This is a genomic window from Roseospirillum parvum (assembly GCF_900100455.1).
In the GTDB taxonomy this organism is placed as follows: Bacteria; Pseudomonadota; Alphaproteobacteria; order Rhodospirillales; family Rhodospirillaceae; genus Roseospirillum; species Roseospirillum parvum.
Map to the genome: position 1 here is coordinate 56,066 of NZ_FNCV01000011.1, position 22,468 is coordinate 78,533.

The window sequence follows — 22,468 nt, forward strand, 5'->3', positions numbered from 1 at the left end:
GGCTTACTCCAGGTCGATGGTGGCGGCGGCGGGGAACCCCCGGCCGATGACGGCGGACAGCTGATAGACCACGAACGACAGGCTGGCCGGGATCGCCCCGAAATCGGTCACGATATCGGCCCCGGCATAGGTCGCGCTGGCGGTGGTGCTGCTCAGGGTGCGCAGGACGTCGCCCGCTGGCCCATCGAGAACATCGATCTCCCAGGCTTCGGCTTCCTCGTTCAGCGGCATGGTCTCGGTGCCGTCCTGCCAGGCCCCGCCCATGCGGGTCCGCCGCACCCAGGTCAGCGCGATATCGCCGCCGTCGACGGCGGCGGCCAAATGCACGGCGGCGTAGGGCATCAGGTCGCGCCCGATCCTGGTCACGCTTTGGCGGGTGGCATCTTCCAGCAGGGTGCCGATGGTCACGCCGCGCCAGAACCGCTCGACGCCGATGGTGTCCAGGCTCTGTTTCACCGCCTGCCAGGCCGAGGTGTCGAGCCTCAGGAAGAGGTCACCGGCGGCATGATTGCCAATGGCCCACTCGGTGCCGCGCTGACCCCGCAGCAGGCCCGACAGGGTGAAGGTGCCGTCGCCGTTGTCGACCACATCGCGATAGCCGATCACCTCGACCTCGCCGTTGGCGGTGAGGATGGCCGCCGCGTTCGCGCCGTTCAGCATGGCCCGTTGGCTCACGCTTTCCAGGCTGTCGCCGCCGACCGCCATGCGCACGGTCAGGGTGTTGTCCTCGTCGGTGCTCCAGGGTCGGTCGGTCGACCCCAGGGCGTGGGTGCAGGCGCCCCATGCCACCGCCGCGTCCGACACCGTGACCGCGTCATAGGTGGTGTCGTCGGCCGACACATAGATGCGGCAGCCGGGCCAATAGGCGTCGTCGCTCCAGGCGCTGGCCCCGATGTAGGCCACGGTCACGTTGCCGCCGCCGTCGTCGACATCGCGCAGCAGGGGCACGTCCAACACGAACAGGCGGGTCTGGCTCCGGACCTGGATGGTCTGGCTGCGGTTGCCGGCGCCGGCGTCGGCCGTGGCGTCGCTGTCATAGACGGCGGCGATATGGCGCACCAGGTTCTGTTCGACGGTCAGGTCGGCGCCGACATCGGCATTGGTGATTCGGGTGGCGTAGACCGTGCCGTCGTCCATCACCGTGTCGGTCAGGTCGGTCGGCGACAGGTGCAGCCAGGCCCACGACAGATGGCGCTTGTATTCCTCGCGCTCGGCCCATTTGGCGTAGAGAGTCGTTTGGGCGATCTGGATCGCGGTGTCGGCGGTCATCGCGATGGCCAGTTCGACCGTCTCGGCCTCGCTGCTGAACATGGTCTCGTGCGGGTTGGTCGGACGGGTCCAGCTCTGGCTGTTCTGCTCATAGTCGTTGTCGGGGTCCAGGTAGCTTACCGAGACCGTGCGCGGCAGTTCGATCTCCTGCGTGATGGTCAGCGACAGGAACTCGCCAGTGTCCTTGTCGACCACCGCCAGGTCGTCCTGGGTGATCCGGGCGGCGACTGCGCTGGTCGCGCGGCGCACGAAGGCAATCCGGCCATCCTGCTCGACGGGGTCGAAGAAGTAGGCCGCCCGCAAGGTCTCAAGCGCGGCGCGACCGGTGCTGGGCCGGCCGATCATGTAGCCGGGCACGGTGACCGCCGCCAGACCGGTCACATCGAGATCGCCCGCCTCAAGGCCGCAGCGGCCGGCGATGGTGGTGACGATGTCCGCCAAGGTCGCCCCGCCGCCCTCGGCGCGGTTGAACCACACACGTGCGATCCGGTCGTGCAGCGCCGCCCCGGCGTGATAGAGCACGCTGTGATAGAGGCCGTCCCAGACCTGGAGGGTATAAACCCCGTCCCAGTCCCAATCGGGCACCTCGACAGGCCGGCGAAAGAGCTGTGAGCCGTCGGAGAGATCGAGCATGACGGCCATTGCCGAGCCCGTCACAAATCCCATCGCCGACCCGACGATGCGGTTTTGGTCGGCGACACAATGGCTGACGAAAGGCGCGTCGTCGTCGTGCCGGGCAATCCAGCGGACGGCGCCGGTGGTGGCGTCGACCTTGAACGTGCAATGGGCATTGGTGCCGACGACCTGCAAAATCAGGCCGTCATCGCTGGCGTCGTAGCCGAAAATCTGGTGGCTGCCCGTCGACTCGCCGATCAGATCGGCCAGCCCGTAGGCGGCCCAATCCGTTTCCAGGGTGATGCCGAACGTCTCCTCAAGGTCGGGATCGTAGAGCGCTCCGGCCTCGATGGCCAGGCGGTGCAGGACCAGACTTCCGCCGTTGGCCGAGCAAATATAGGCATGGGCCGTCGAACCCACCGCACCGCCAACGGCGTTGCCCAGGTTGTTGGACACCGCCTCGGCCCACAGGCATTTCGCGGTGCGTCCGCGCCAGACCGCGCAGCCGCTGTAATAGGTGGGCAGGCCGACCACGAACACCTGGCCGTCGCTGGTCTCAACCTGGCAGGCCGGGGCGATATAGTCTGTGTCGATCTCGCTGTCGTTGATGGCCAGTAGCTTCATGGAATCGGGATCGATACAGCGCAGATCCTGATAGCCGATCCAGCCGCCGGAATAGATCAGGCCATCGCGTTGGCCGACCCACAGCCCTCCGACGTTGGTCCCGATCCCATCGGTGGTAAACGCCGCGACGGCCGCCTGGGATGCATAGGAAAATCGGGTGAGACCGCTGTAGAAATGGCCTCGGGTCCAATCGACGAACAACTGGGTGCGGGTGATCGCCGCCGACCCATCCTCCACGGCGACCAGGTTGAGGGTGTCGCCGGCATAGGTCAGGGTCGCGGTGATGTTGGGGATGCGGTTGCCAAAATTGGCCAGCGGCAGCCGCTCGAAGACCACGTAAACCTCGCCGCGATAGGCCGGGCAGTCGTCGTTGCCCACGTCGGCCTCGATCAGGCTGTCGGGCAACTGGGTCTCGGAGCCGGGATGGAAGCGGCACTTGAGGCCGCCGACATCGGTCACCGCCCCGGTCCCGGTGGCGTCGTAGATCAGCTTGCCATCGGCATAGATTTGCAACAGCGCGTCGGCCGGCCCCTCGCCGAAGCCGACGGCGAAACTGCAATAGTACTCGTAGTTGACGGTGGTCACGCCGCCACCGCCGCCGCCCTTGCCGCCACCGTCGCGGCTTTCGGTCCGGACCTCTTCGATGTCCTGCGACCAGATGATGTTGCCGCCCATGCGGATGGTGCCGAACCCCCATTTGCGATAGGCGCCGTAGGCCGATGTGGTGACCGCGAGGTCGGCCAGCCGCTGGCCTTCCACCGTGCTGGATTTCGACGACGAGAACAGGGCCGAGCCGATGAAGGCGCCCACCGTCCAGCCGATGGACCACCCCAGGCCCATGGCCGAACTGGCCCCGGCGCCGACGGCGGCGATGGCAAGGGTGGCCATGGGTCAGCCCTCCCCGTCCTGCTGGGCCAAGTGCTGTTGGGCCAAGTGCTGCCACCTGAAGGCGAACTTGCTTTTCTCCCACCATTCGCCGTCCCAGGGGTCCTCGACCACCATGCGCCGGCGGGCCAGTGCGTGAACCAGATAGAGCCGGCCGTGACGGAGCGTCAGAATGCCCATGTGGCTGACGGCCGAGCCGCCCTCGGCGAGGGCCACCACGTCGCCGCGCCGCGCCGCGCCGATGTTGCGCAGCTCGACCAGTTGCGCCCGCAACGGCCGCAGCAGAGTGTCGCCCAGCGGCCGGCGGCCGTAGCCGGTTTCGTCGACGTAGGGCAGGCCCAGGGCGTGGGCGACCATCACCACCAGGCCGGCGCAGTCTACATGGGTCGGGCCACGGCCCTGGTGGCGCCACGGGTGGCCCAGCCATTGGCGGGCCTCGGCCTCGATCAGCGCGGGGGTGATGGTGGAGACAGGATGATCAGTTGGCATCGGGATAGCTCATGGCCTGGTCGATGCCCGGCAGGTCCGGGAACCCCCGGAAATTGATGACGTTGGCGAACTTGTCGCGGCAGACCGCCCGGGTCTTGGCACAGCCGGGATAGAGGGTCGCGGTGTCGCCCTCGGCGATCTCCAGCTTGGCCGGAAGCCACAGGGCCAGGGTGCTGGCGCCGTCCCAGCTCTTCACCTCCTGGGCGTAGCCGGCGTTGGCGCCGGTCAGCCACATCAGCACCCCATAGTCGTACCAGCTCGAATCGGCGGCCGCCCGGCTGTCGGCCACGTCGAAAATGACGTCGATGGCCATCTGCGTCGGGTCGGCATCGACGGTGATCGTCCGCGCCCAGGCCTCGGCCGCGATCAGGGTTGCCGTGCCGTCGACGGTTTCGGCCTCCAGGGTGGAATCGTACTCGGGGGCCTCGCCTTCGACCGCCGTGGTGCCGGCCACGATGACCACGAACTGACGGCCGGGGATGCCGGCGACGCTGTAGATGTCGCCCTCGTTCACCTCCAACTCGCGGGTGATCGCCGCCGGGCTCAGGTCGATCTGGCAGCGCCGATCACCCAGGTCGGCCTTGCATCCGGGGCCATAGACCTCGCCGATTGACTGGCTCAAGGGCTGCATCATGCCGCGCAGCTCGGTGGTGAACACGTCCACCCCATGACCGGCCGCCAGCTCGCCCAGGGTGCCTCGGCGCAGGAACAGCTTGCCCATCGATGGATCGGCCCAGTTGACCACGTAGAGGCGGATTTCGGCGGCGTCGAACAGACCGGCCCGCACGTCGTCGGCGGCGATGCTGTCGTCGGTCATCGGCGCCGTCACTTCCAGGTTATCGACCGCGAAACTGCCCTCGTCGCTGACCGCCGTACGCTCGTAGGCGACCGCCCTATAGGTCACGTCGTCAATCACCAGGTCCTGATCGTGGTCGGTGAAGGTGAAGAGCGCGCCGTCCTTGCGCTCAATCTCCCAACAGCAGGCCAGGGTCACGACGGCGCCGGAACGATGGGCGAAGAAGGCGGCGGTGTCGGTCTTCACGACAGATCCTCCAACTCTTCCTTGATCTCGATCAGCTCGATATCGGGAATGCTCTCCAGGTTCGCGGTGCGCACGTTGATCGGCAGGCTGTCGTCGGAAAAGCGCACCGGCACGTCGAACTCGGCAACCAGGCCGATCACCACGTCGGCCGCCGGTGCCGTGGTGAAGGTGACGACGCCGGTATCGACATCGACGCTCACCCCACTGGAAACCTCGACACCGTCCTTGAAGACGCTGACCGTGCCATCGACCAGACGGGTGATCGGTCGGGCGCGGCTGCTGGCCCCGGCCGTATAGATTTTCACGGCCTGAAACTTCGTGGTCGCCCCGTCGCCGGTGGCGATCTGCTGGGGCGTGCCCGCCGCGCCGATCTCGTAATCCGACCAATCCTTGAAGCGGAAGCCCAAGGCGGCGCCGGCGGCGGCGTGATGCAGGGACTTGATGGTGGCCAGATCGTCCCGCCGATGAATCCCGTAGGCGATGTTCCAGGTGCCGCGCGACCGACTCCACCGGATGTTCCGGGACTCCTTGCCACTGGCCCCGACCCAGATATCCGTCTTGTAGCCGGCCCCGCCCTCGGACCCCTGTTCGATGTGGATTGGCAGCCGGGTGTCGATGAACGCGACCATCAGCCGTTCCTCCGCATCTGCCGATTGAGCGACCGGCCGGCCGAGGTCGCCACCTGGCGCTGGCTGCGGCGGAAGCTGTCGGCGTCCGGGGTGCTGATGTACTGGTTCACGGTGGGGCGAATGGGTGCGGTGACGTGGCCGACTTCATGGCCGAAGGTCGCCGCCCGCTGCGCCGGGGTGCGCACGTGGATGCTTTCGCCCGGGGTGGTGCGGATGGCGACCACCTTGCTGTCGGTGCCGCCCCGCCCGCCGACCACCATGTCGGCCCCGGTGGCGGCGCCGAACAGGCCCGAGAACAGATCGCCGACCCCGGAGAACAGCCCGGACAGATCCAGGCCGCCATCGGCGCCGGTGGCCCCCAGGGCCTCCAGCCCCTGCATGGCCATGGTGCGGATGGCCAGGCGGGTGATGTCGGCCAGCATGGAATCAATCAGGTCGCTGAAATCCGCCTCGCCGGTGGTGATGAAATCGACCAGGGCGTCTTCCATGTTGTTGTAGGCGTTGACCACCGCGTCCTCGGCGACGCTGGCGGTGTCCTCGATGGTCTGCTGTACCCGCAGCCAGCCGCGCTCGAACCCACTCGCCGCATCGGTGGCGTAGGCCAGCATTTCCAGGCGCAGGTCGCGGGCCTTGGCGGCGTACTGCTCGGCCGAGATCGCCCCGGCGTCGAGCAGGGCGGCCAGATCGGCCATCGACTGACGGTAGCTGTCGGCCGGCCCGGTGATGCCGTCGAGCAGGGCGGCCTGACGCTGAAGGGCCTCGGCCTGACGCTCCAGTTCGCCGGCCACGGCGGCATTGGCCCGCAGTTCGGCCTCGCGGCGGGCCAGGATGGCGTCCACATCCTTCAACCCGGCGGCCTCCAGTTCGCGGCGCAGTTCGAGCAGGCGCAACTGGATTTGCAACTCGCCCGTTTCGTCGCCGGCGTAGCGGGCCCGGAGGGCCAGTTCCTCGGTTTCGGCGGCCAGCCGGGCGGCCTGGCGGTCGACCACCCGGCGCGCCTCCAGGGCCTGGGTGCCGGCCTCGATGGCCCGCACCTGCTCTTCCAGGGCGGCGACCAGGGCGGCGGCGTCCGTCACCCCGGCCGCTTCCAGCTCGCGGCGCATCCTCAGCAGGCGCAGTTGCACCTCAAGTTCGCCGCTTTCGTCGCCGGCGTGGCGCACCCTGAGGGCCAATTCCTCGGCCTCGGCGGCCAACCCGGCGCGCAGGTCGGCCCGCGCCTCGCGGGCCTGGCGGGCCGCCGTGTCCACCTCCCGGGCGGTCTTGGCGACGGCGGCGGCGTATTCCCGTTCCACCCCGGCGCGCAGGTCGGCCGCCCGGGCCTCGGACAGCCCCAGGGCGACGGCCCGCTCGACCAGGGCCAGGGACTGGCGGCGCACGGTGGCCGCCCGTTCCTCCGTGGTGGCCACCCGCCGGGCCAGGTCGAGCAACTGGCCGGTGGTCTCGACGCGGGCCAGGCGGGCTTCCACGTCGCCGGCCGGGATGCCACTGTCCCGGGCCAGTTCGGCCGCCTCCTGGCGGCGGACCGAGGTGTCGAGAAACTGTTCGACCCCGCCCAGGTCGCCGCCGGCGGAATAGAGGTCCAGCGCCGCGCGCATCCGCGACACCTCGACGTTCAGGCCCTGGAGGCGTTCCCGGGCCCGGTCGCTGACCGTGCCCACCCGGTCGACTTCCCGGCTCGCCTCCTGGCCGGCCTCGGCGATGCCGAGCAGGGCTTCCTCGGCCGGGGTCAAGGCCTCGCCGTTGGCCCGCTTCAGCTGCGCCGCCGCCCGGGCGACGGCGGTCTCGGCGGCGCCGTAGGCGGCCGCCGCCTCGATCACCTGATCGGTGGTGTCCTTCCATTCGGGCGCCGCGTCGCCCAGGGCGCGCAGACCGTCGGCCAGGGCATCGACCTCGATCCGCCCGGCCTCCCACTCGGCCATCAGGTCGCGGAAGGTGTGGGTGGCGTCCTTCCAGGGCAGGGCAAACACGCCGTCGTCGGCGTGGCGCAGCAGTTGGCGCTGGAAGGCCAGGGCGTCCTCGGCCTGGGCCAGGCTTTCCTCGGCCAGCCGGCGGGCGTTCTGCCAGGCGGCGCCGGTCTGCGCCTGGATCGCCTCGGTGGTTTCGCTCACCGCGCCGCGCGCCTGCCGCTGGGCGTCCTCGAACGCCTCGACCGCCGCCGTGTGGGCCCGGGTGGCCTGTTCGGCGGCGGTCTGCTGGGTGGCCAGCCAGCCGATGGCCACCGTCGCCCCGGTCACCGCCACCCCCAGCGGCCCGCCGAGCAGCCCGACCACGCCGCCCAGCGCCGCCCGGGCTCCGGTCAGGGCGCGGGTGGCGACGCTCAGGCGGCCGGTGGCGGTGGCCCCGGACAGCAGCACCGCCGCCAGCCGGCGTTCCGAGGCGGCGACCTGGGCGTTGACGGCCACCAGACGCTGACGGTCGGGCAGGAAGGCGCCGCGCAGGGCCGCCTGCTCGGCCAGCAGGGCCTCGTGTTCCTGCTTGATGGCGCGGGCGTTGCGCAGCCAGCCGCCGGCGCTGCCGGCCAGGGCGGCGGTCAGCCGGCCGCCGAGGGCGGCACCGGCCACCCCGGCGGTCACCGCCACCGCCTCGAGGACGGCGCGCACGGCCTCGCCGTTGTCGGCCACCGCCTGCAGGGCCTCGGCCGCCCCCGCCGTCAGCCCCAGGTCGGTGTCCATCTCGCCGATCTGCTGGCTCAGGGTCTTGCCCGCCGCCTGACGGGCCCGCAACAGCAGCAGGGGTATCTGCTCGAACTGCGCGTTGACCTTTTCGCTTTGCGACAGCAGGGCCTCGAAAACGTCCTCCGACAGCACCTGGCCGTCGAGCACCATTTGCCTGAGGCGGCCGGTGGAGACACCCAGGCCCTCGGCGATGGCCACGCCGACCGCCGGGATGTTCTCCATCACCGAGTTGAACTCCTCGGCCCGCATCACCCCACTGGTCAGCGCCTGGCTGAACTGCATGCCGCCGGCCTTCAGGGCCTCGCCGCTGGCTCCGGAGATCACCCCCAGCTTCTGGACGATTTCGGTCAGCCGCACCACGTCCTCGGCCGAGCGCCCCATCTCGCGGGCCCCCAGGGCGCCACGCTGGAACATCTCGACCATGGACTCGAAGCTGCCGCCGGTGTCGTTGGAGATCTCGAGCAGCCGGGCCTGAACGGTGGCGGCGTTGCCGAAGCCGTCGGTGGCGACGCGCAGGCGGGCCTGAAGGGCGTGGTAGGCATCGGCGGTTCGAAAGGCGCTTTCGGCCAGACGCAGGCCGCCATAGGCGGCGGCGGCATGGTACAGGGCGCTGAGGGCGCCCACCGTGCCCCGGGCCCGGCCGCCCATGTCCTCGACCGCGCGCCCGGTCCGCCCGGCCCGCTCGGACAGATCACCGAGGGCGCCGCCGGTGCTGCGGGCGCCGCGTCCCAGCTTGTCCAGTTCGGCCCGCGAGACCTGCAACTCGCCGCGCAGGTCCGAGCCGTCGCCGGTCAGCCGGATGGCCAGGGTCAGCCCTTGCGACACCTATTCCTCCCGTGGTTGGCGCCGCCGGGGGCGCCGTTCCTCCCAGGCGGCCAGGGCGGCCGCCTCGCAGATGCCCAGGCGGTCGAGCAGACCGGGCGTCACCGCCACCCCGTGCGCCGCCGCGACCACCGGCAGGGCGGTCAGGTCGAGCCCGACCCGCAACCCCTCGGCCCAGCGCCATTGCGTGCCCATCGCGCAGAACAGGGCGAAGGCCTCGGCGTTTTCCGGCCAGACGGTGATCCGGCGGCCTGGGCGGGCGGCGCGGCGGGTCTCGGTCGCCACCAGGTCTTCCGGCGCCCCCCAGGCGGCCAGGTCGCGGGCGCTGTCCTGGTCGGCGTCCGGCGGCGGCGGGCCGACCGCCCAGGCCCGGGCCGCCGCGCTCAGTTTTTTTCCGGCCCTTCCCCGGCCAGGGCGGCGAAGAAGCCCAGAACCAAGGCCCGGCGCAGCCACACGGCGTGGCCCAGGACCCAATCGCGCACCGGCGCCGACCAGGGCAGCGGGTTGCCGTCGGCGTCGGCCACCCCGGACCAGTCGCGCACCACCCGGCAGGCAATGGCCCGGTCGCGCTGCGCCGCCGGCACCTTCAGCAACTGCTCCAGTTCGTCGTCGGCGATCAGCTCGTAGGTGACGCTGATCTCGTGGCTTTCGCTGCGCCCGCCGTCCACCGGGCGCCGCGCCGTCACCGGCCAGGTCAGGTGTTGGGGCTTTTCGATCTCAAGGACCAGGGTCATGGGCGGATGCCTTGTTCTTGGGAAAGGTGGTTGGGGGCGGGACCCGGTCAGGCGACCACCAGTTGCCACTCGTCATTGCCGGCCGAGGGCTTCAGGCTGAGGTCGAGGGTCAGCATGGCGGTGCCGTCGCTTTCGCCTTCCGAGGGCATCCCCAGCTGCGCCGCCGGGGCGTTGACGGTGACCATGTTGCCGGCCGTGGTGCCGTGCTGGAAGGTGACCAGGCCCCGGGTGTGGGCGATGGCCAGGGCCTCGGGATCGAAGGTCGCGGTGTCCGGTTCCTCGATCACCATTTCGCCGGTGGCGGCGCGGTCGTTGATGTCCACCCGCTCCTGGTTGACCCGGCTGATGAAGGGGTGACTGTTGCCCAGGGCCAGGGTCAGCGATTGCAGGATCGGGGTTTGGCCGAAGGCGGAAAAGGCGCCCACGTTGGCCGGCTCGGCCGGCAGGGCGGTCTGCCAGCCGCTCCAATCGATGGCCGGCAGGGTGTCGTCGGCCGCCGACTGGTAAAGCCCGGTCATCTCGAAGGCCAGATGGGGCACGCTGGAGCGCTCGATGACCACGCTGACCGTGCCCCGCGCCCCGACCACCTTGCGTCGCTTCCTGTCGCGGTAGAAGTACAGGGTGCCGTCCTCGAACCCGGCGCTGATCGGGTCATAGGTGACCGAAACCCCGGCCTCGATGGTTTCCGACAGGCCGCACATCCTGAGCAGGCTGCCGTAGGGCGGCGCGTCCCCCGCCGTGCCGGCGCCGCACAGCCGCACCTTGAAGCTGGCGGTGACGTTCTTGCCGACCAGGAAGTGATCGCCGGCCCCGAGGAAGGCCTGGGTGCTGGTGTCATCGATCCGGGTTGCCTGCGGTGACACCGTGAAGTCGAAGGCGCGGATGGAATCGGCGGCGGTGGGGGTGGCGTCGGTGCCGTAGGCGCCGCTGTTGACGGCGGCCAGCAGGACTTTCAGGCGGTCGCTCTTGGGCATGGTCGGGTTCCTTCACTCAGGCGGGCGAGCCCGGTTCCCCGCCCGTCCCCCCGGGCGCGCCACCCTTTTCGCTGATCTTGATGCTCTTTTGTGGCGACCGGGTGGTGGCTGGGGAACCGGGGCGGGCGGGCGGGGAACTGGCGGCGGCGGGGCCGGCGACGGGGCGCAGGCCGTCCCGGGTCTTCTCGTAGCGACCCCCCAAACGGTCCGGCGCGGGGGGCGTGTAGGTCGGTTGGCTCGTCGGTTGGCGCATGGCTTGGGGCTCCTTCAGCCATAGGTCCGGGTGACGATGCGCAGCACGACGCGGTGGCACAGCACCCCGGCGAACATCACCGGCCCGCTGTCGACCACCGAGGGACCGGCCTCGCCGGTGGCGGGATCGACCGTCGAGCCGACGGCGCCGCCCAGGGTGGTGTCGGCCAGGAAGGCATCGCGCACCGTCTCCACCAGATCGTCGAAGGTCAGTTCGCTGGCGGCGGCGTCGTCGATGGCGGCCAGACCGGTCAACGCCCATTCGTGCCACTCATCGACGTGGGCCAGGCCCCGCGCCAGGCGCTGCCCGGCGACCCGGCGGACATGCCAGCCCAGCAGCCGCTCGCCGGTGGCGTACAGGGCGGCGAAATCACCGTGGCGCTTGGCGTAGCGCTCGAAGGGATGGACCCGGCCGACCTCCGGCACCCCGGACAGGGTGGCGACGATGGCGGCGCGGTGGGCGGCCAGGGTGCTCATCGCGCCCCCTCGGCGGCGATGCGCCGCCCGATGCGGGTCAGCATGGCGCCGAACAGGCGGCGCACCGCCGGCTCCCGTTCGGCCCACACGTCGCGGAAGACGAACTGCCCTTCGGTGCCGCGCCGGGCGATGGCCCCGGCGATGGCGAAGGCGGCCGAACGGCCCTCCACCCCGGACAGCCCGAGGCGGGCCTGCACCCAGTCGAGGATCGGCGCCACCGGCGGCCGGTGGGGTTTGCTGCCCAACTCCACCGGCACGGCATGGGCCACGGCGGTGCCCACCTCGCCGACCACGCGGGCGCCCGTCACGGCGGGCCGGCGGGCGGCGATGGAGCCGCGCAGCAGGTTGGTCGCCCCCACCGGGGCGCGCTCCTTCAGTTCGCGCTCCAGGTACAGTTCAGCCTCCCAGGTGGTGGCGACCAGTTCCTCGGCGGCGATCCGTGGGGCGGTGGCCAGGGCTTCCTGGAGCGCCGTCAGACCGGCCAGGTCGATGCGGTAACTCTGACGGCTCATCGCGGGCCCCCGTAGGCGCGCGACACCAGGCGGCCGAAGCGGGGCGGCAGGTCGCGGGCGGCGCAGGCCGACCGGGGCACCTGGGCCTTGATGGCGGCGGCGTAGACCCCGGCCAGGTCGCGGGCCCGGGCGGCGTAGCGGGCCGAGCGCCCGCCGTGGTCCACGGTATCGGCGGCGAGCGTGCTCACTTCCTCGCCGGCCGTCGCGTTGGCCAGTTGGCGCAGCAGCAGGGCGGCGGCCAGGCACTGGAGCGGCTCGGCCAGGGCATCGGGCACGGTGGCTTCGGTGTCGCTCAACAGGTACGGGCTGACCAGGTGGGCCAGGACCTCGTCGCCCACCGCCGGGCCGGCCTGGGCCCGGATCACCACCAGGCCCACCGCCGGCAGATGCCGCCACAGGCCGCCCGGCAGCGCCGCCGGCGGGGCCTGATCGGGCGGATGCTCCAGGCCCGGAACGCCGCGCACATCGGCCGGCAGGGTCAGTTGATGGTGACCGGCGTCCCGGGCCTCGACGGTGAGGCGCGCCGAATGGCGGCGCGGGGCATCGGCCGACAGCCGGGCCACCGCCTGATCCAGGGCCCGCGCCACGTCCCCGGCCGCGACGGCGCCGGAGGCGTCGGCGAGCAGGGCCTGGATGGCGGCCAGATGATCGGCGCGGTCCATGACGGGCGGGCTCCGGTCGGGTGGGCGGGAAACGGGTGGTCGGGAAACGGAAGACCGGGGCGGGCGGGTGGACGGTGTCCGCCCGCCCCGGCCGGGGCGCGTGGTGACAGCGGGGAGGGGCGGCGGCCCGGGGGTGGTGGGCGGCGAGGGACCGGGCCGCGCGCCGCGCCCCGCCTTTAGGCCACCACGGCCTTGTAGAAGGCGCGGTGGTCGGTGGCCGCGCCGGAGTAGATGTGGCGAATCTTGTAGTCGATGCGGTCGTTGGTGAAGAGCGACCCGGCGGCCGGGTTGTCGGCCACCCACAGCTCCGGTTCCTCCTGGCCGTCCAGGAAGCCGATCTCGGCCCCCGGGATGTCCATCGGGTCGGCGGCCAGCATCCAGTCGTTGGCGTCGGCCCACCAGGGCACCGGGATCACGTCGAGGACCAGGGACTCCACGAAATCGCGGTCGTTGTTGGTCGAGCGGCGGAACAGATCGACCGCCGATTCCTCCAGTTCGGCCGGCACGCACAGCGCGCGCGGCTGGATCCACAGCGGCTCGCCCGAGTCCAGTTCCTGCTGGGTCAGCATGGCCAGCCGGCCGGCCGCCACGCTGGCCGCGTCCAGCGCCGCCGAGCCCAGGTTGCCGTGGCTGGCGTGGAACAGGGCCACCCCGTCGTAGGTGGTCACCGCGTTGTCCACGAACAGGGTCCAGACGAACTTGGACAGGGTGCGCTTGGCGGCCCGGCCCAGCTTGATGGGGATGCGGCGCACCGCCCCCACATCGTCGTTCTTGATCATCTCCAGGGTCACGCTTTCCAGGCCGCCGCGCTTGGTGACGGCGTAGGTCGCCTTTTCGTCCGAGGGGCTGGACAGGGCGGTGTAGGTACCGTCCTCGGCCACCCCGGGCAGGTCGCCATAGCCGCCCCAGCGGGTCCGCTCCTGGGTCCGGAAATCGGGCACCGAGGTCACGTTGACCACCCGCCGCCAGCTGTCCATGGGCGTCTGGTTGCGGTAATCGGCCAGCATCCGGCGGGTCATGGAATCGCCCAGCACGTTGGCCAGGGTGTCGCTGCCCAAGGCCTCGCGCAGCCGGGCCTGATCGCAGCGGCGGGGATTGCCGGTGACCTCGACATCGCCGGTGATCTCGCCGTAAAGCTGCTTGATCGAACGGGCGTCGCGGTGGTCGCGGTGGGTGGGATCGAAGAAGGCGTCCAGGGCCTCGCGCACCTTCTCCGCGCGGTCCTGCACCAGATGGATGGTGCCCCCGCCGCCCAGGCCGGTGACATGGCCGCCGCCCAGCCCGCGCAGGTAGGCCAGTTCGGCTTCGACCGCCTGATCGACATGGCTCTGGGTAAGGTGCTCGGCGGCGGCCTCGCGCAGGGTGGCGATCACCCGCGCGCGGGCCGGTTCGGGCAGGGCCGAGGCGCGGACCCGCTCGGCGGCGGCCTCGCGCAGGGTGGCCAGACGGTCACGGTCCGCCAGGGTCCGGCTGACCCGGGCGTCCACCTGTTCGTCCACCCGGGCCCTGATCTGCGCCTCGGTCAGCCGGGCGGTGGCCGGGGGGGCGCCGGCGTTGTTGGCCGCCGGGGGCGCCGCCGTCGGCCCGGGCAGGGCCTCGCGCAGGCGGGCGGTCAGCTCGTCCAGGGTGGCCTGGGCGAGGTCGATCCCTTCCAGCAGGTCGGGGCGCGCCTCGCGCAGCAGGGCGATCAGTTGGTCTCGCGTCATGGCGTCCTCTCGGGGCGAAGCGGTCGGGGGGTGATCGGTGCCGGCGGCGGCCGCGCTGTCGGCGGCGGCCTCCAGGACGCGCAGAAGCTCGCCCCCGGCCCCGGGATCGACGATCAGGTCCACCGAATGGACCTTCAGGAACTTGGTCGCCGCCTTCACCGGGCGCCCCTGAAGGCGGGCGGGGCGGAAGCGGGTGGTGGCGTCGATGGACAGGCCCCACAGGTTCATGCCCCGGCCCACCGCCTCGACCATGCGCGCCGGCATGGTTCCGGCGCTGGCCAGCACCTCCAGCACGGCCCGCACCTCGCCCTCGGTATCCGGGTTGGCGCCGTCCACCCAGCGCGCCTCGACCAGCCGGCCGAGCACCGCCTCGGGGTGCTTGCCGTGACCGGCCAGGTGATCGCGGTCCGGCTTGACCAGCACCTTGACCTGATCGAACAGCCCGTCCGCCACCGCCTCGCGCAGGACGGCGGGCGGGTAGAGGTTGCCGTTGCCGCTGAGGCCGGCCTGGATCACCCGCACCTCGAAGCGGGTCCCGGTCCGCCCGCCCGGCCCCGGGGGCAGGACGGCGGCGGCGCCGGAGGCGCCCCGTTCGGTCAGGATGGCGCCGGAGGACTCGGCCTGCCGGCCCTCGATGTCCTGGCCCGGCGCGCCGGGGGTGGCCTCTTCCAGGCCGGGGTAGTCGTCGGCCAGGGACTCGCGCAGGCGGGTGATGGGATCAGGGGTGGCCATGGGTCAGCCCTCCTTGCGCCGGGCCGGGACGGGACGGCGGGCCCCGGCGGGCGGGGCCGGCGGAAAGGCCAGCTTGCGGCCATCGACGGTGACCACCACCAGGCGCTCGCCGTGGTCGCGGAAGGCGAACACCTCCTCGACGGCAACGCCCACCGCCTTGGCCGCCTGGGCGGCGGTCAGCGGGGCCGGGGGCGCGGCGTCGGACTCGCCGGGCGACGGCGCGGCGGGCGTGGCCGGATCGGGGGTGGGGGAAGCGGCTTTGGCGGCCATGGCGGGCTCCGTCCTTGGGGTGTGCCGAAGGTCGGAGGGATCATGGCGTCGCCGGGCCGCCGCCGGCGACCTGAAGCGCTTCAGGTCGGGCGCTGGAGGGGCCGCGAAGGGGGGAAGCCGGCACAGCATGGCGCCGCGCCGGGGGGGAGGTCAACGGGGATGGGGGGCCGCCTGCCATGGCGACCGCAAGTCACGTCGATTTCTGACGGGGTCTGACGGGGGCAGGGTACGTGAAAGCCGTCCAACGGCAACCGGGGGCCGCGAAACCCGACCCCCCGTCAGAATCGCTTTCCATGGCTTTGTGGTGGCGGGGGCCGTCAGGGGCGCGCGGGCAGATCGGTGCCCTCGGGGCGAAAAGCCGGGGGCTTGGGCCCGCCCTTGGGCTTCTTCACGTGGAACCGGCTGACCTTGCTAGGTGGTGGTGCTTGGCCTGGGAACCATGGGCGCGGTCGGCTCGGGCGTCGGAGACCATTCACACGCTCGCCGCCGAGGTCATGAGGTTCCCGGAGGCGTTCAGCTTTCTCTCTGGCTTCCGAACCACATCATGCGGCAGGTGTCCACTGGAACAGGCGAGAACGCGCGCCAATAAGAAATGGGGGCAGGAGGTATGGTCCAAAGCCCTTGGTGGAGCAAAACGCGTGCCTCAAGGTTCCAGCGACAACGGGGCCTCCAAATCGATCTCGCTTAGCCGTCCTTGCGACTGCTCTTTCTTTGCCCACACAACGACGGGCGCGAGCCCATCGTCGATGACATCGCGCCCGTCGGCAGAATCAACCCAAGCAACTTCGGGGAGAGGTTTAGCCAAGCCGTCTTGAATGTGCGCTCTACGATCAGGGAAGTCGGTGTACCGGAAGTCGGTGAACCAAAACGCGGGTGCCCACCGCACCGTTCGAGGGGGATCCCCCCGGAGCACCGAAAGGACCACCGCGCCGGGCAGGCCCACAGTCAATGGATTGCGCAGGGCGGCAAACGCCTCCGCCTCAATGCGCGCCTGAAACTCATCAGGCCATTTGTTTCGGGCCAGCACGCCCAGAGCGCGGGCCCAAGCGGTCGTGGCAGCGGGTTGCGACGATGTCCGAAGGCGATCAAGGATTGTCAGCGCCAACTCTCCACGCGCCGTCTCCGAAAGGTCATCCGCCACGACCTCAAGAGTCCACGCCAGCAAGGGCAAATCCTTCACGGTGCTCTCTTTCAGAAAACCAGCGACAGCCCGCTGGGCCCAATCTTCGACTGTCGCCCGGTCCACGTGATAGGCGGCCGCCAAGGCGGTGAGCCCCATATACAAGCTGGCCCGCCGGTCTGCATACTCGGGCGCGTTGGCGGCTTCTAGCAGCCTGGTCGCGAGTTCACGCGCGACATCTGGAGATACTCTGTCTGCAAGCAGAGAAATATAGAGAGGTATTACACTATAAGCGGAATTTTTTCTCGGGCCGATCAATTCAGCTGAAAGTCGAGTCGCGGCTATCTCGCCAAATTCCGCCAGCGTTAAATCAAATATGCAATTAATGCGATCTTTATATATAGAAAAGTAAGTTATTTCATTACGTTTGGGTTCATGAATTACATAATGAAAAATTAGCTCAAAAAGTGCATCTCTGTCAATATTACTGTTGTAGTAAGGAACAATTCTTCTGGCGTTCTCGCAAAATGTTTTAATTTTTTTTCCTTGTATATATTCACCATCAAACAAATTCGGCGCCAGTTCCCAGATTCTATCCAGGTAAAATCTATAATCATTCGCACAATTGAGAAATTCACTATAAGTGTAATTCTTTCTGTCTCCCTTACAAGAACGCCATTCTTCATTAAAGTGATGAGCGTCAATAGAGCTTTCTTGATTAGAAAATGAATATAAACCATCTATTATATCTAAAATAGATAAAAAGTACGGCTCATCGTCATTTGCAGGCAGCCTCATGATTTTTTCAGCGAGATGCGCAAGTGTTTTTGCAGTCTGCTTTGAAACGCCATAATTTAGATACCTGATTGTCGACGGGATAGCCTTCAAAACCCGAGGATCGGAAATGCTTGGAATTGCCTCGATAATTCGTCGGATTTGCTCGGCGTACCAGAGGGAGGGGGTCAGTCCATCGCCCGGGCGTCTGTAAAGCATTGCCTCTGCAGTAGCTTCCATAATAGTGGTATTATGAAGGCTCGGTTTTTCAATGAAGGCGGATACAGACCGTTCTAGGAGATGCTTATATTCTATCTCTCCATAAAAAGATAATAGGCGAGAAAGTGTTCCAGATAGGGCGTATGGGTATGATCCATATTTATTAATAGAATATAAAGTCACACGCTTCATCAAATCATAAATATCATCCTTTGATAAAGAGAGAGATTTAAAAAAAGAATAATCATCAATTCTATCTAAAGTCCGGCTTATGTGATAGTATGACCCTTCAAGTTTATCCGACATTTTTGACTTTAATGCAGTATTCAAGGCGAAGGAAAATAAATTGGAAAGTTCATCGCCATCAGTGGCTTCCATCGAAAAACCTAGAAGATGTATTATTGTTCCAACATTTTCCATTTCATTAATATTATTCAGAAGCTCATTTGATTCTATATAAAAGCTAAGCAGATCTGTCGGACTCATGGCGAGTATGCATAGCTGCGCGGCCGTAATTATATGTTCCTGATGGTTTTCTCCATTTATCTGTTCTATAGCGGCGTCACGAAAGCGTATCGCGTTTTCTTTTGCGGTATTTTGGGTCAAAATTCGACTTATTATGAAGAGTGCTGCATCATACGCCATGCCACGATTATCCCGACTTGGTTCTATCAGTCGCGTGACAGCCTGATCGAAAATCGCTCTTCGGGTGTCGTGGTCTTGCTGTATCAGAAAAGCGTCAAACCCAGCCCACAGAACTCTATCATGTAAAAGATAACGGTGATTACGATCAATTTCAAGGTCTGGGCCTCCGGATAATGGATCATGATAAGATCTCTGGAGAACATGTAACCATGCCTCAATCGGGAATACCTCAGGCGTCCCGAGGATATAGGCAAGCTGGAAAGCTGTCGGCAGAATTTTTTCCCAGTCTTCTTGCGCCTCAACGGCCAACGACTGGACGAGTCCTTTGGTCCAATCATGCATGCTGGGTGAAGTACCCAGCAGGGCCCGCCCAAACATAATCGGGGCCTTGGAAAACACGCGGGCGTGGTCAGGATCGGTCAGGAACAGTTTCGTGAAATGCCGGCGCACCGCCAATTCTTGAGCGGCAATCGCCCTAAGGGTTTGGGCTTCACCATCAGAAAGTTCAGCGGAGGTATTGAACTTCTTGATGCTCGTCTGGAAAGCCGCTTCAATGCGATTTTGCTGCAATTGCCGTGATTGCTGGATGCCGGCAAAGACAACAAACGCCAGCACCAGCACATGTGGGGCGAACCGCAGCGTGCTGACCCATGCATAGCCTCGGAACTTGCCATAGCGGAAGCGGCTCCGCAGCCTGTCGACAAGGAACGCGATCTGCACGCCAGTTGGCAAGAGAGCCCGCCAACGGTTGCGCCACGTTGTCCACAACGGGCCATTTGCGGCCGCCAGTGCACGGGCGCCGTCCTCTAGGCGGTAAGTCCAACGGTTGGCACGGCGCTCTGCCTCCAGAACCGCGTTGGCAAGGTAGTCATGGTCCAGTTGCCACAGGGGATTCTCCAAATCGCTTGAGGCGCGCTGCCGCATTACCTCCCGTCGCTCTAAGTCTTCCAAGACGGCCCGGGCGGCCTCGCGGTCAGCCTCATTTATGATTTTGAGAAGATCATCTTCCCGGGTAGCCGTGGCCTTGGGCACCTCACTTGTGCGGTCCACCAGAGCGACCAACGCTTGGCGAATCGGATGCCGCGACTGGTCGTGGGCTTCGGCGGCGGCCTGCACGGCAGTTTCGATGAACTGAGCTTCCAGGCCCCGCGCCCCCCCGGCGCGTTCGTAAGACCTTAGGGTCACGCGTTGTCTCGGCAGCGTTGCCAAGGCAGCCAGAACGACTTTGAGCTGCTGTGGCAACACGCGACCTTCCCGCGTCAGATCGGTCTCCAGGCGATGGCACAGGTCCCGCCATCCGCCTTCCGGATTCTTGATCACGGTATTGCCGTCCACCGGTTCGGTCAGGCGGGCCAACAAAGGGCCGATCTCATGGGGCGGAAGCGTCGCCAACGAAACTGTTCTGGGCTGGCCGAAATGTACACAACCCAGGCCATCGGCGGCATCCCTGCGGGTGACGATCATTACATGCAGTCGGGGCGCTTCGCCTTCCAAGTGGTCCCTTAGCGATCTCCAGAACCCATTCTGTTGGCAGAGTTCATCCGGCTGCAGCCAAGACCTGTTTTGTAGAAATCGGTTGCGGTGAACGTTCTGGTAGTCGTCGAACTGGTCGAGGATAAGCAGCGGGGTTAGTCCCAGGGTGGGCTGTATTTTTGCCAGCGCATCGGAGCATTCGGCCAGGGGAAGGGGATCATTCCAACCCAACTTCTGCCGTGCCTCGGCGCTGAAGGCGGGCGCCGCGTTCAGTGCCACGGACACCGCCCGCCAGGGCGCCTCCTCCCAACTAGGCCCGTCCAACAAGGTTTCCACATAGATTGGCAGCAACCCGGCGTCCGCGCGAAGGTCCTGCAACAAACCGGCCTGCAAAAGCGCCGATTTACCAGCACCAGAGGCGCCGACCAGGAACACCAGGGGGTGTGTCCGGCACGAGTGGATCAAACTCTCGATGTCGTCATCCCGCCCCGTCAGGTGCGCGCGATTGTTCCGAACCAGCCGCAAGGCTTCCGGTCGGCACAGGATAGATTGGCGTCGCGACAGAAGCTTAATGAACACCCCACTGACAATAAGAAACAAAGATAAAAGAAAAAAAATTATCGTTTCTGAAGATTCCAGGGTGGCGGCGATATCACTGAAGTCCAATAGAAGTGTTTTGATAGCCCCGATAATTACTCCTAGGGCAACCAAAGGGGCGCCAACCCTGTTGATTTTATTCTCCATGGTGTGACCCCTCAGGTGCTGTTGGGCGGGGGGGCAAACGCCAAGCACGCACCCCAACAGGACGCACAACGGCGATGGATCAAGAATAGCGTGCCATTTCGCACCTGCCAACAGACCCTGGGGGATATAGGACTACCTTCTTTTTCGTTTAGTCACGAACGTAGGAGAGACTCGCAAAAGAACCTGAACCCCTCCGGAAACGGCCTCTTGAAGGCCGATGGGCCGGTCTGAAAGCGCGTTTTGAGACCCCACGGCCCATTTTGGCCACCCCCCGCTGTTCGCCACCCGGCCACAACATGGAAACGCGCCCGGCCACCGAGGGCGCGAGGCTTCCGACAGGTGGCCGCGTCGATTTCTGACGGGGTCCAGACGCGCGCAAGGCCCTGGGGTGGTGTCCCAGGGCCTTGGGAAGGGCAATGGCCGTCAGAATCGCCTCTGTGGCGGTTCTCAGGGTTTGGGGCGCGACGCCAAGGTCAGCTCGCCGATCATCCCCTCGCCGGCGCCGCGCCAATGGTCCGTCTCGAAGGCCGGGTTGGGGCCGTGCGCCCGCAGGTAGGCGGTGTTGGCGGCGTCATGGGCGCGCATCCGCGCCAGCAGGGCCGCATCGCGGTCGGCCGGGGTGGGCGCGGTCGTGCCGGGGGCGGCTTCCATCATGCGGCCAGTCTTGCTCAGGTCTTCCAGCATCACACGCACGATCCCGTCGGGTTGGCTACGATCCACCTCCAGGATACGGAATTTTGCGCCCGGAGGCCAGAGGACCTCGGATTCGCCAGAATAGTGCGACAATCGGACGATGGACCGGCCGCCGCCACTGACCACGACGAACCGGTGATTGCGGCTGTGGCCCAGGTCCGTGCTGGCCGACCAGAAGGCCCGCACCGTGATCGTGGCGCCGGAGACCAAGCCGGCCGAGGCCTCGGCCGTCAGGTCCTCGCCCCGGCTGACAAGGCCGTCATAGGCCGGCATCTTGGCCAGGCCGTCCTCCACCACCCGGGCGAAGTCGGCCACCGCCCGGCTGGGCCGGCCCGAGCGCAGCTCGGCGTTGATCTGGCGCGCCTGGGCCCGGGTGTACTGACGCACCGCCACCGCCTCGGCGATGGACAGCCCGTCGGCTTCCGGCAGGCGCCCGGCATCGCGCTGGGCCAGCACCCAGGCGCGCTCGCGGCGGAACCGCTTGCCGCCGATCAGGCCGCGCACCGCCGCTTCGGGATCGAACCCGCCGGAAAGCGCGTCCTCAAGGTCGCGCTTGGTGGGGTTGAGGCGGGTTTCCTGAGGCGTGAAGGGGCGCCGGCCGGGGGTGGCCATCTCCCAGTTCGCCATGTGGGGCAGGCTTTCGCAGCCGCAGTTGATGCGGTGCGCCGGCGGCACCGAGGGGGCCCGGGGATAGGGGATGCGGATGCCGCCCACGTCGAACGGTTCGTCCACGTCGCGCACCTGACCATCGGCCAGGTCATGGGCGAGGCGGCTGTGAATCTTGCCCGAGCGCCGCCATTGTTTCTGCAGGCCGGGCACATGGCGCGCCGCCTGCTCCAGGCGGGCCTGGGCGGCGGCGCTGAAGGCCCCGCCCACCTCGGTGCGCACCACGCCGAGGGCGCGCCGCCGGCCGCCCTCGGTGAGCAGTTTCTCGACCCGCGCGGTGGCGGTCCCGGGATCGATCACCCCGCCCACCACCAGATGCAACTGACCGCTGATCCGCGCCGCCAGGTCATCCGACAGGCCGCGCATCCGGGCGACCATGAAACGGCGGGTCTCGACCAGCGCCCCCAGGTCGAGGCTGGGCAGGCGGCCGGTAAGATCGATGCCGCCGGCGGCCAGCGGCGCCTCGACCAGGGCCTGCCCGGCGGTCCAGGCGTCATCGACGGCGCTTTGCAGGATTTCCGCCCCGTTCCCGGCCAGCCGCGCCTTGGCCTCGGCCACCGACTGGGCCAGCCGGGGCAGGCGCCACAGTTGGTAGTCGCTGGGCTGATCGGCCAGGGCGGCGGCGATCTCGCCGGAAATCTCGGCCAGCAGGTCGTCGAGGCGGGCCATGGCGGCGCGCTGGATGTCGCCCCGGGCCAGCGCCCGCCGCCGCCGTTCGGCGCGGAAGGCGCGGTCCCGGTCCTCGGGCGTCGGCGCGTCGCTCAT

At 67.7% G+C, this 22,468-nt stretch carries 15 protein-coding genes; all 15 read right to left on the minus strand.

All coding sequences use genetic code 11. The annotated features are described in order from the left end of the window. Nucleotides 1-3: 3 nt before the first annotated feature. The 15 genes from BLR95_RS13585 to BLR95_RS13655 all read right to left on the minus strand — a co-directional run bounded on the left by BLR95_RS13585 (nucleotide 4) and on the right by BLR95_RS13655 (nucleotide 22,468). Nucleotides 4-3,396 (minus strand): phage tail protein, encoded by a 3,393-nt coding sequence (locus BLR95_RS13585; RefSeq protein WP_092621237.1) that lies wholly within the window; start codon nucleotides 3,394-3,396, stop codon nucleotides 4-6. 3 nt (nucleotides 3,397-3,399) lie between these two features. After that, nucleotides 3,400-3,882 carry a C40 family peptidase gene (locus tag BLR95_RS13590; RefSeq protein WP_092621240.1) on the minus strand — a complete coding sequence of 161 codons (483 nt, stop codon included), beginning with the start codon at nucleotides 3,880-3,882 and terminating at the stop codon, nucleotides 3,400-3,402. Next, entirely contained in the window at nucleotides 3,872-4,924 is a 1,053-nt protein-coding gene (locus BLR95_RS13595; protein ID WP_092621243.1) for a DUF2163 domain-containing protein, read from the minus strand. The genes BLR95_RS13590 and BLR95_RS13595 overlap by 11 nt, the downstream gene beginning before the upstream one ends. After that, nucleotides 4,921-5,553 carry a DUF2460 domain-containing protein gene (locus tag BLR95_RS13600; RefSeq protein ID WP_092621246.1) on the minus strand — a complete coding sequence of 211 codons (633 nt, stop codon included), beginning with the start codon at nucleotides 5,551-5,553 and terminating at the stop codon, nucleotides 4,921-4,923. The genes BLR95_RS13595 and BLR95_RS13600 overlap by 4 nt, the downstream gene beginning before the upstream one ends. Beyond that, nucleotides 5,553-9,053 (minus strand): tape measure protein, encoded by a 3,501-nt coding sequence (locus tag BLR95_RS13605; protein WP_092621249.1) that lies wholly within the window; start codon nucleotides 9,051-9,053, stop codon nucleotides 5,553-5,555. The genes BLR95_RS13600 and BLR95_RS13605 overlap by 1 nt, the downstream gene beginning before the upstream one ends. Then, nucleotides 9,054-9,335, minus strand: a complete 282-nt coding sequence (locus tag BLR95_RS15835; protein WP_176787871.1) for a DUF1799 domain-containing protein — start codon at nucleotides 9,333-9,335, stop codon at nucleotides 9,054-9,056. It abuts the gene before it with no gap. A 98-nt stretch (nucleotides 9,336-9,433) separates the two neighbouring features. Continuing rightward, a complete protein-coding gene (locus tag BLR95_RS13615) occupies nucleotides 9,434-9,784 on the minus strand; it encodes a hypothetical protein (protein ID WP_092621255.1) in 351 nt (116 codons plus the stop codon). 47 nt (nucleotides 9,785-9,831) lie between these two features. Beyond that, nucleotides 9,832-10,758: a hypothetical protein gene (locus BLR95_RS13620; protein ID WP_092621258.1), complete on the minus strand. Its 927-nt coding sequence runs from the start codon at nucleotides 10,756-10,758 to the stop codon at nucleotides 9,832-9,834. Between the two features lie 267 nt (nucleotides 10,759-11,025). Next, entirely contained in the window at nucleotides 11,026-11,487 is a 462-nt protein-coding gene (locus tag BLR95_RS13625) for a hypothetical protein (protein WP_092621261.1), read from the minus strand. Beyond that, nucleotides 11,484-11,999 carry an HK97 gp10 family phage protein gene (locus tag BLR95_RS13630; protein ID WP_092621264.1) on the minus strand — a complete coding sequence of 172 codons (516 nt, stop codon included), beginning with the start codon at nucleotides 11,997-11,999 and terminating at the stop codon, nucleotides 11,484-11,486. The genes BLR95_RS13625 and BLR95_RS13630 overlap by 4 nt, the downstream gene beginning before the upstream one ends. After that, nucleotides 11,996-12,661, minus strand: a complete 666-nt coding sequence (locus BLR95_RS13635) for a hypothetical protein (protein ID WP_092621267.1) — start codon at nucleotides 12,659-12,661, stop codon at nucleotides 11,996-11,998. The genes BLR95_RS13630 and BLR95_RS13635 overlap by 4 nt, the downstream gene beginning before the upstream one ends. 176 nt (nucleotides 12,662-12,837) lie before the next feature. After that, entirely contained in the window at nucleotides 12,838-15,099 is a 2,262-nt protein-coding gene (locus BLR95_RS13640) for a phage major capsid protein (protein ID WP_092621270.1), read from the minus strand. Nucleotides 15,100-15,102: 3 nt separating this feature from the next. After that, nucleotides 15,103-15,369 (minus strand): hypothetical protein, encoded by a 267-nt coding sequence (locus tag BLR95_RS13645; RefSeq protein WP_092621273.1) that lies wholly within the window; start codon nucleotides 15,367-15,369, stop codon nucleotides 15,103-15,105. Nucleotides 15,370-16,012: 643 nt separating this feature from the next. After that, nucleotides 16,013-20,344, minus strand: coding sequence for an ATP-binding protein (locus BLR95_RS15575; protein ID WP_143131010.1), 4,332 nt, complete (start codon nucleotides 20,342-20,344; stop codon nucleotides 16,013-16,015). A 447-nt stretch (nucleotides 20,345-20,791) separates the two neighbouring features. Then, nucleotides 20,792-22,468 (minus strand): ADP-ribosyltransferase family protein, encoded by a 1,677-nt coding sequence (locus BLR95_RS13655; RefSeq protein WP_092621278.1) that lies wholly within the window; start codon nucleotides 22,466-22,468, stop codon nucleotides 20,792-20,794.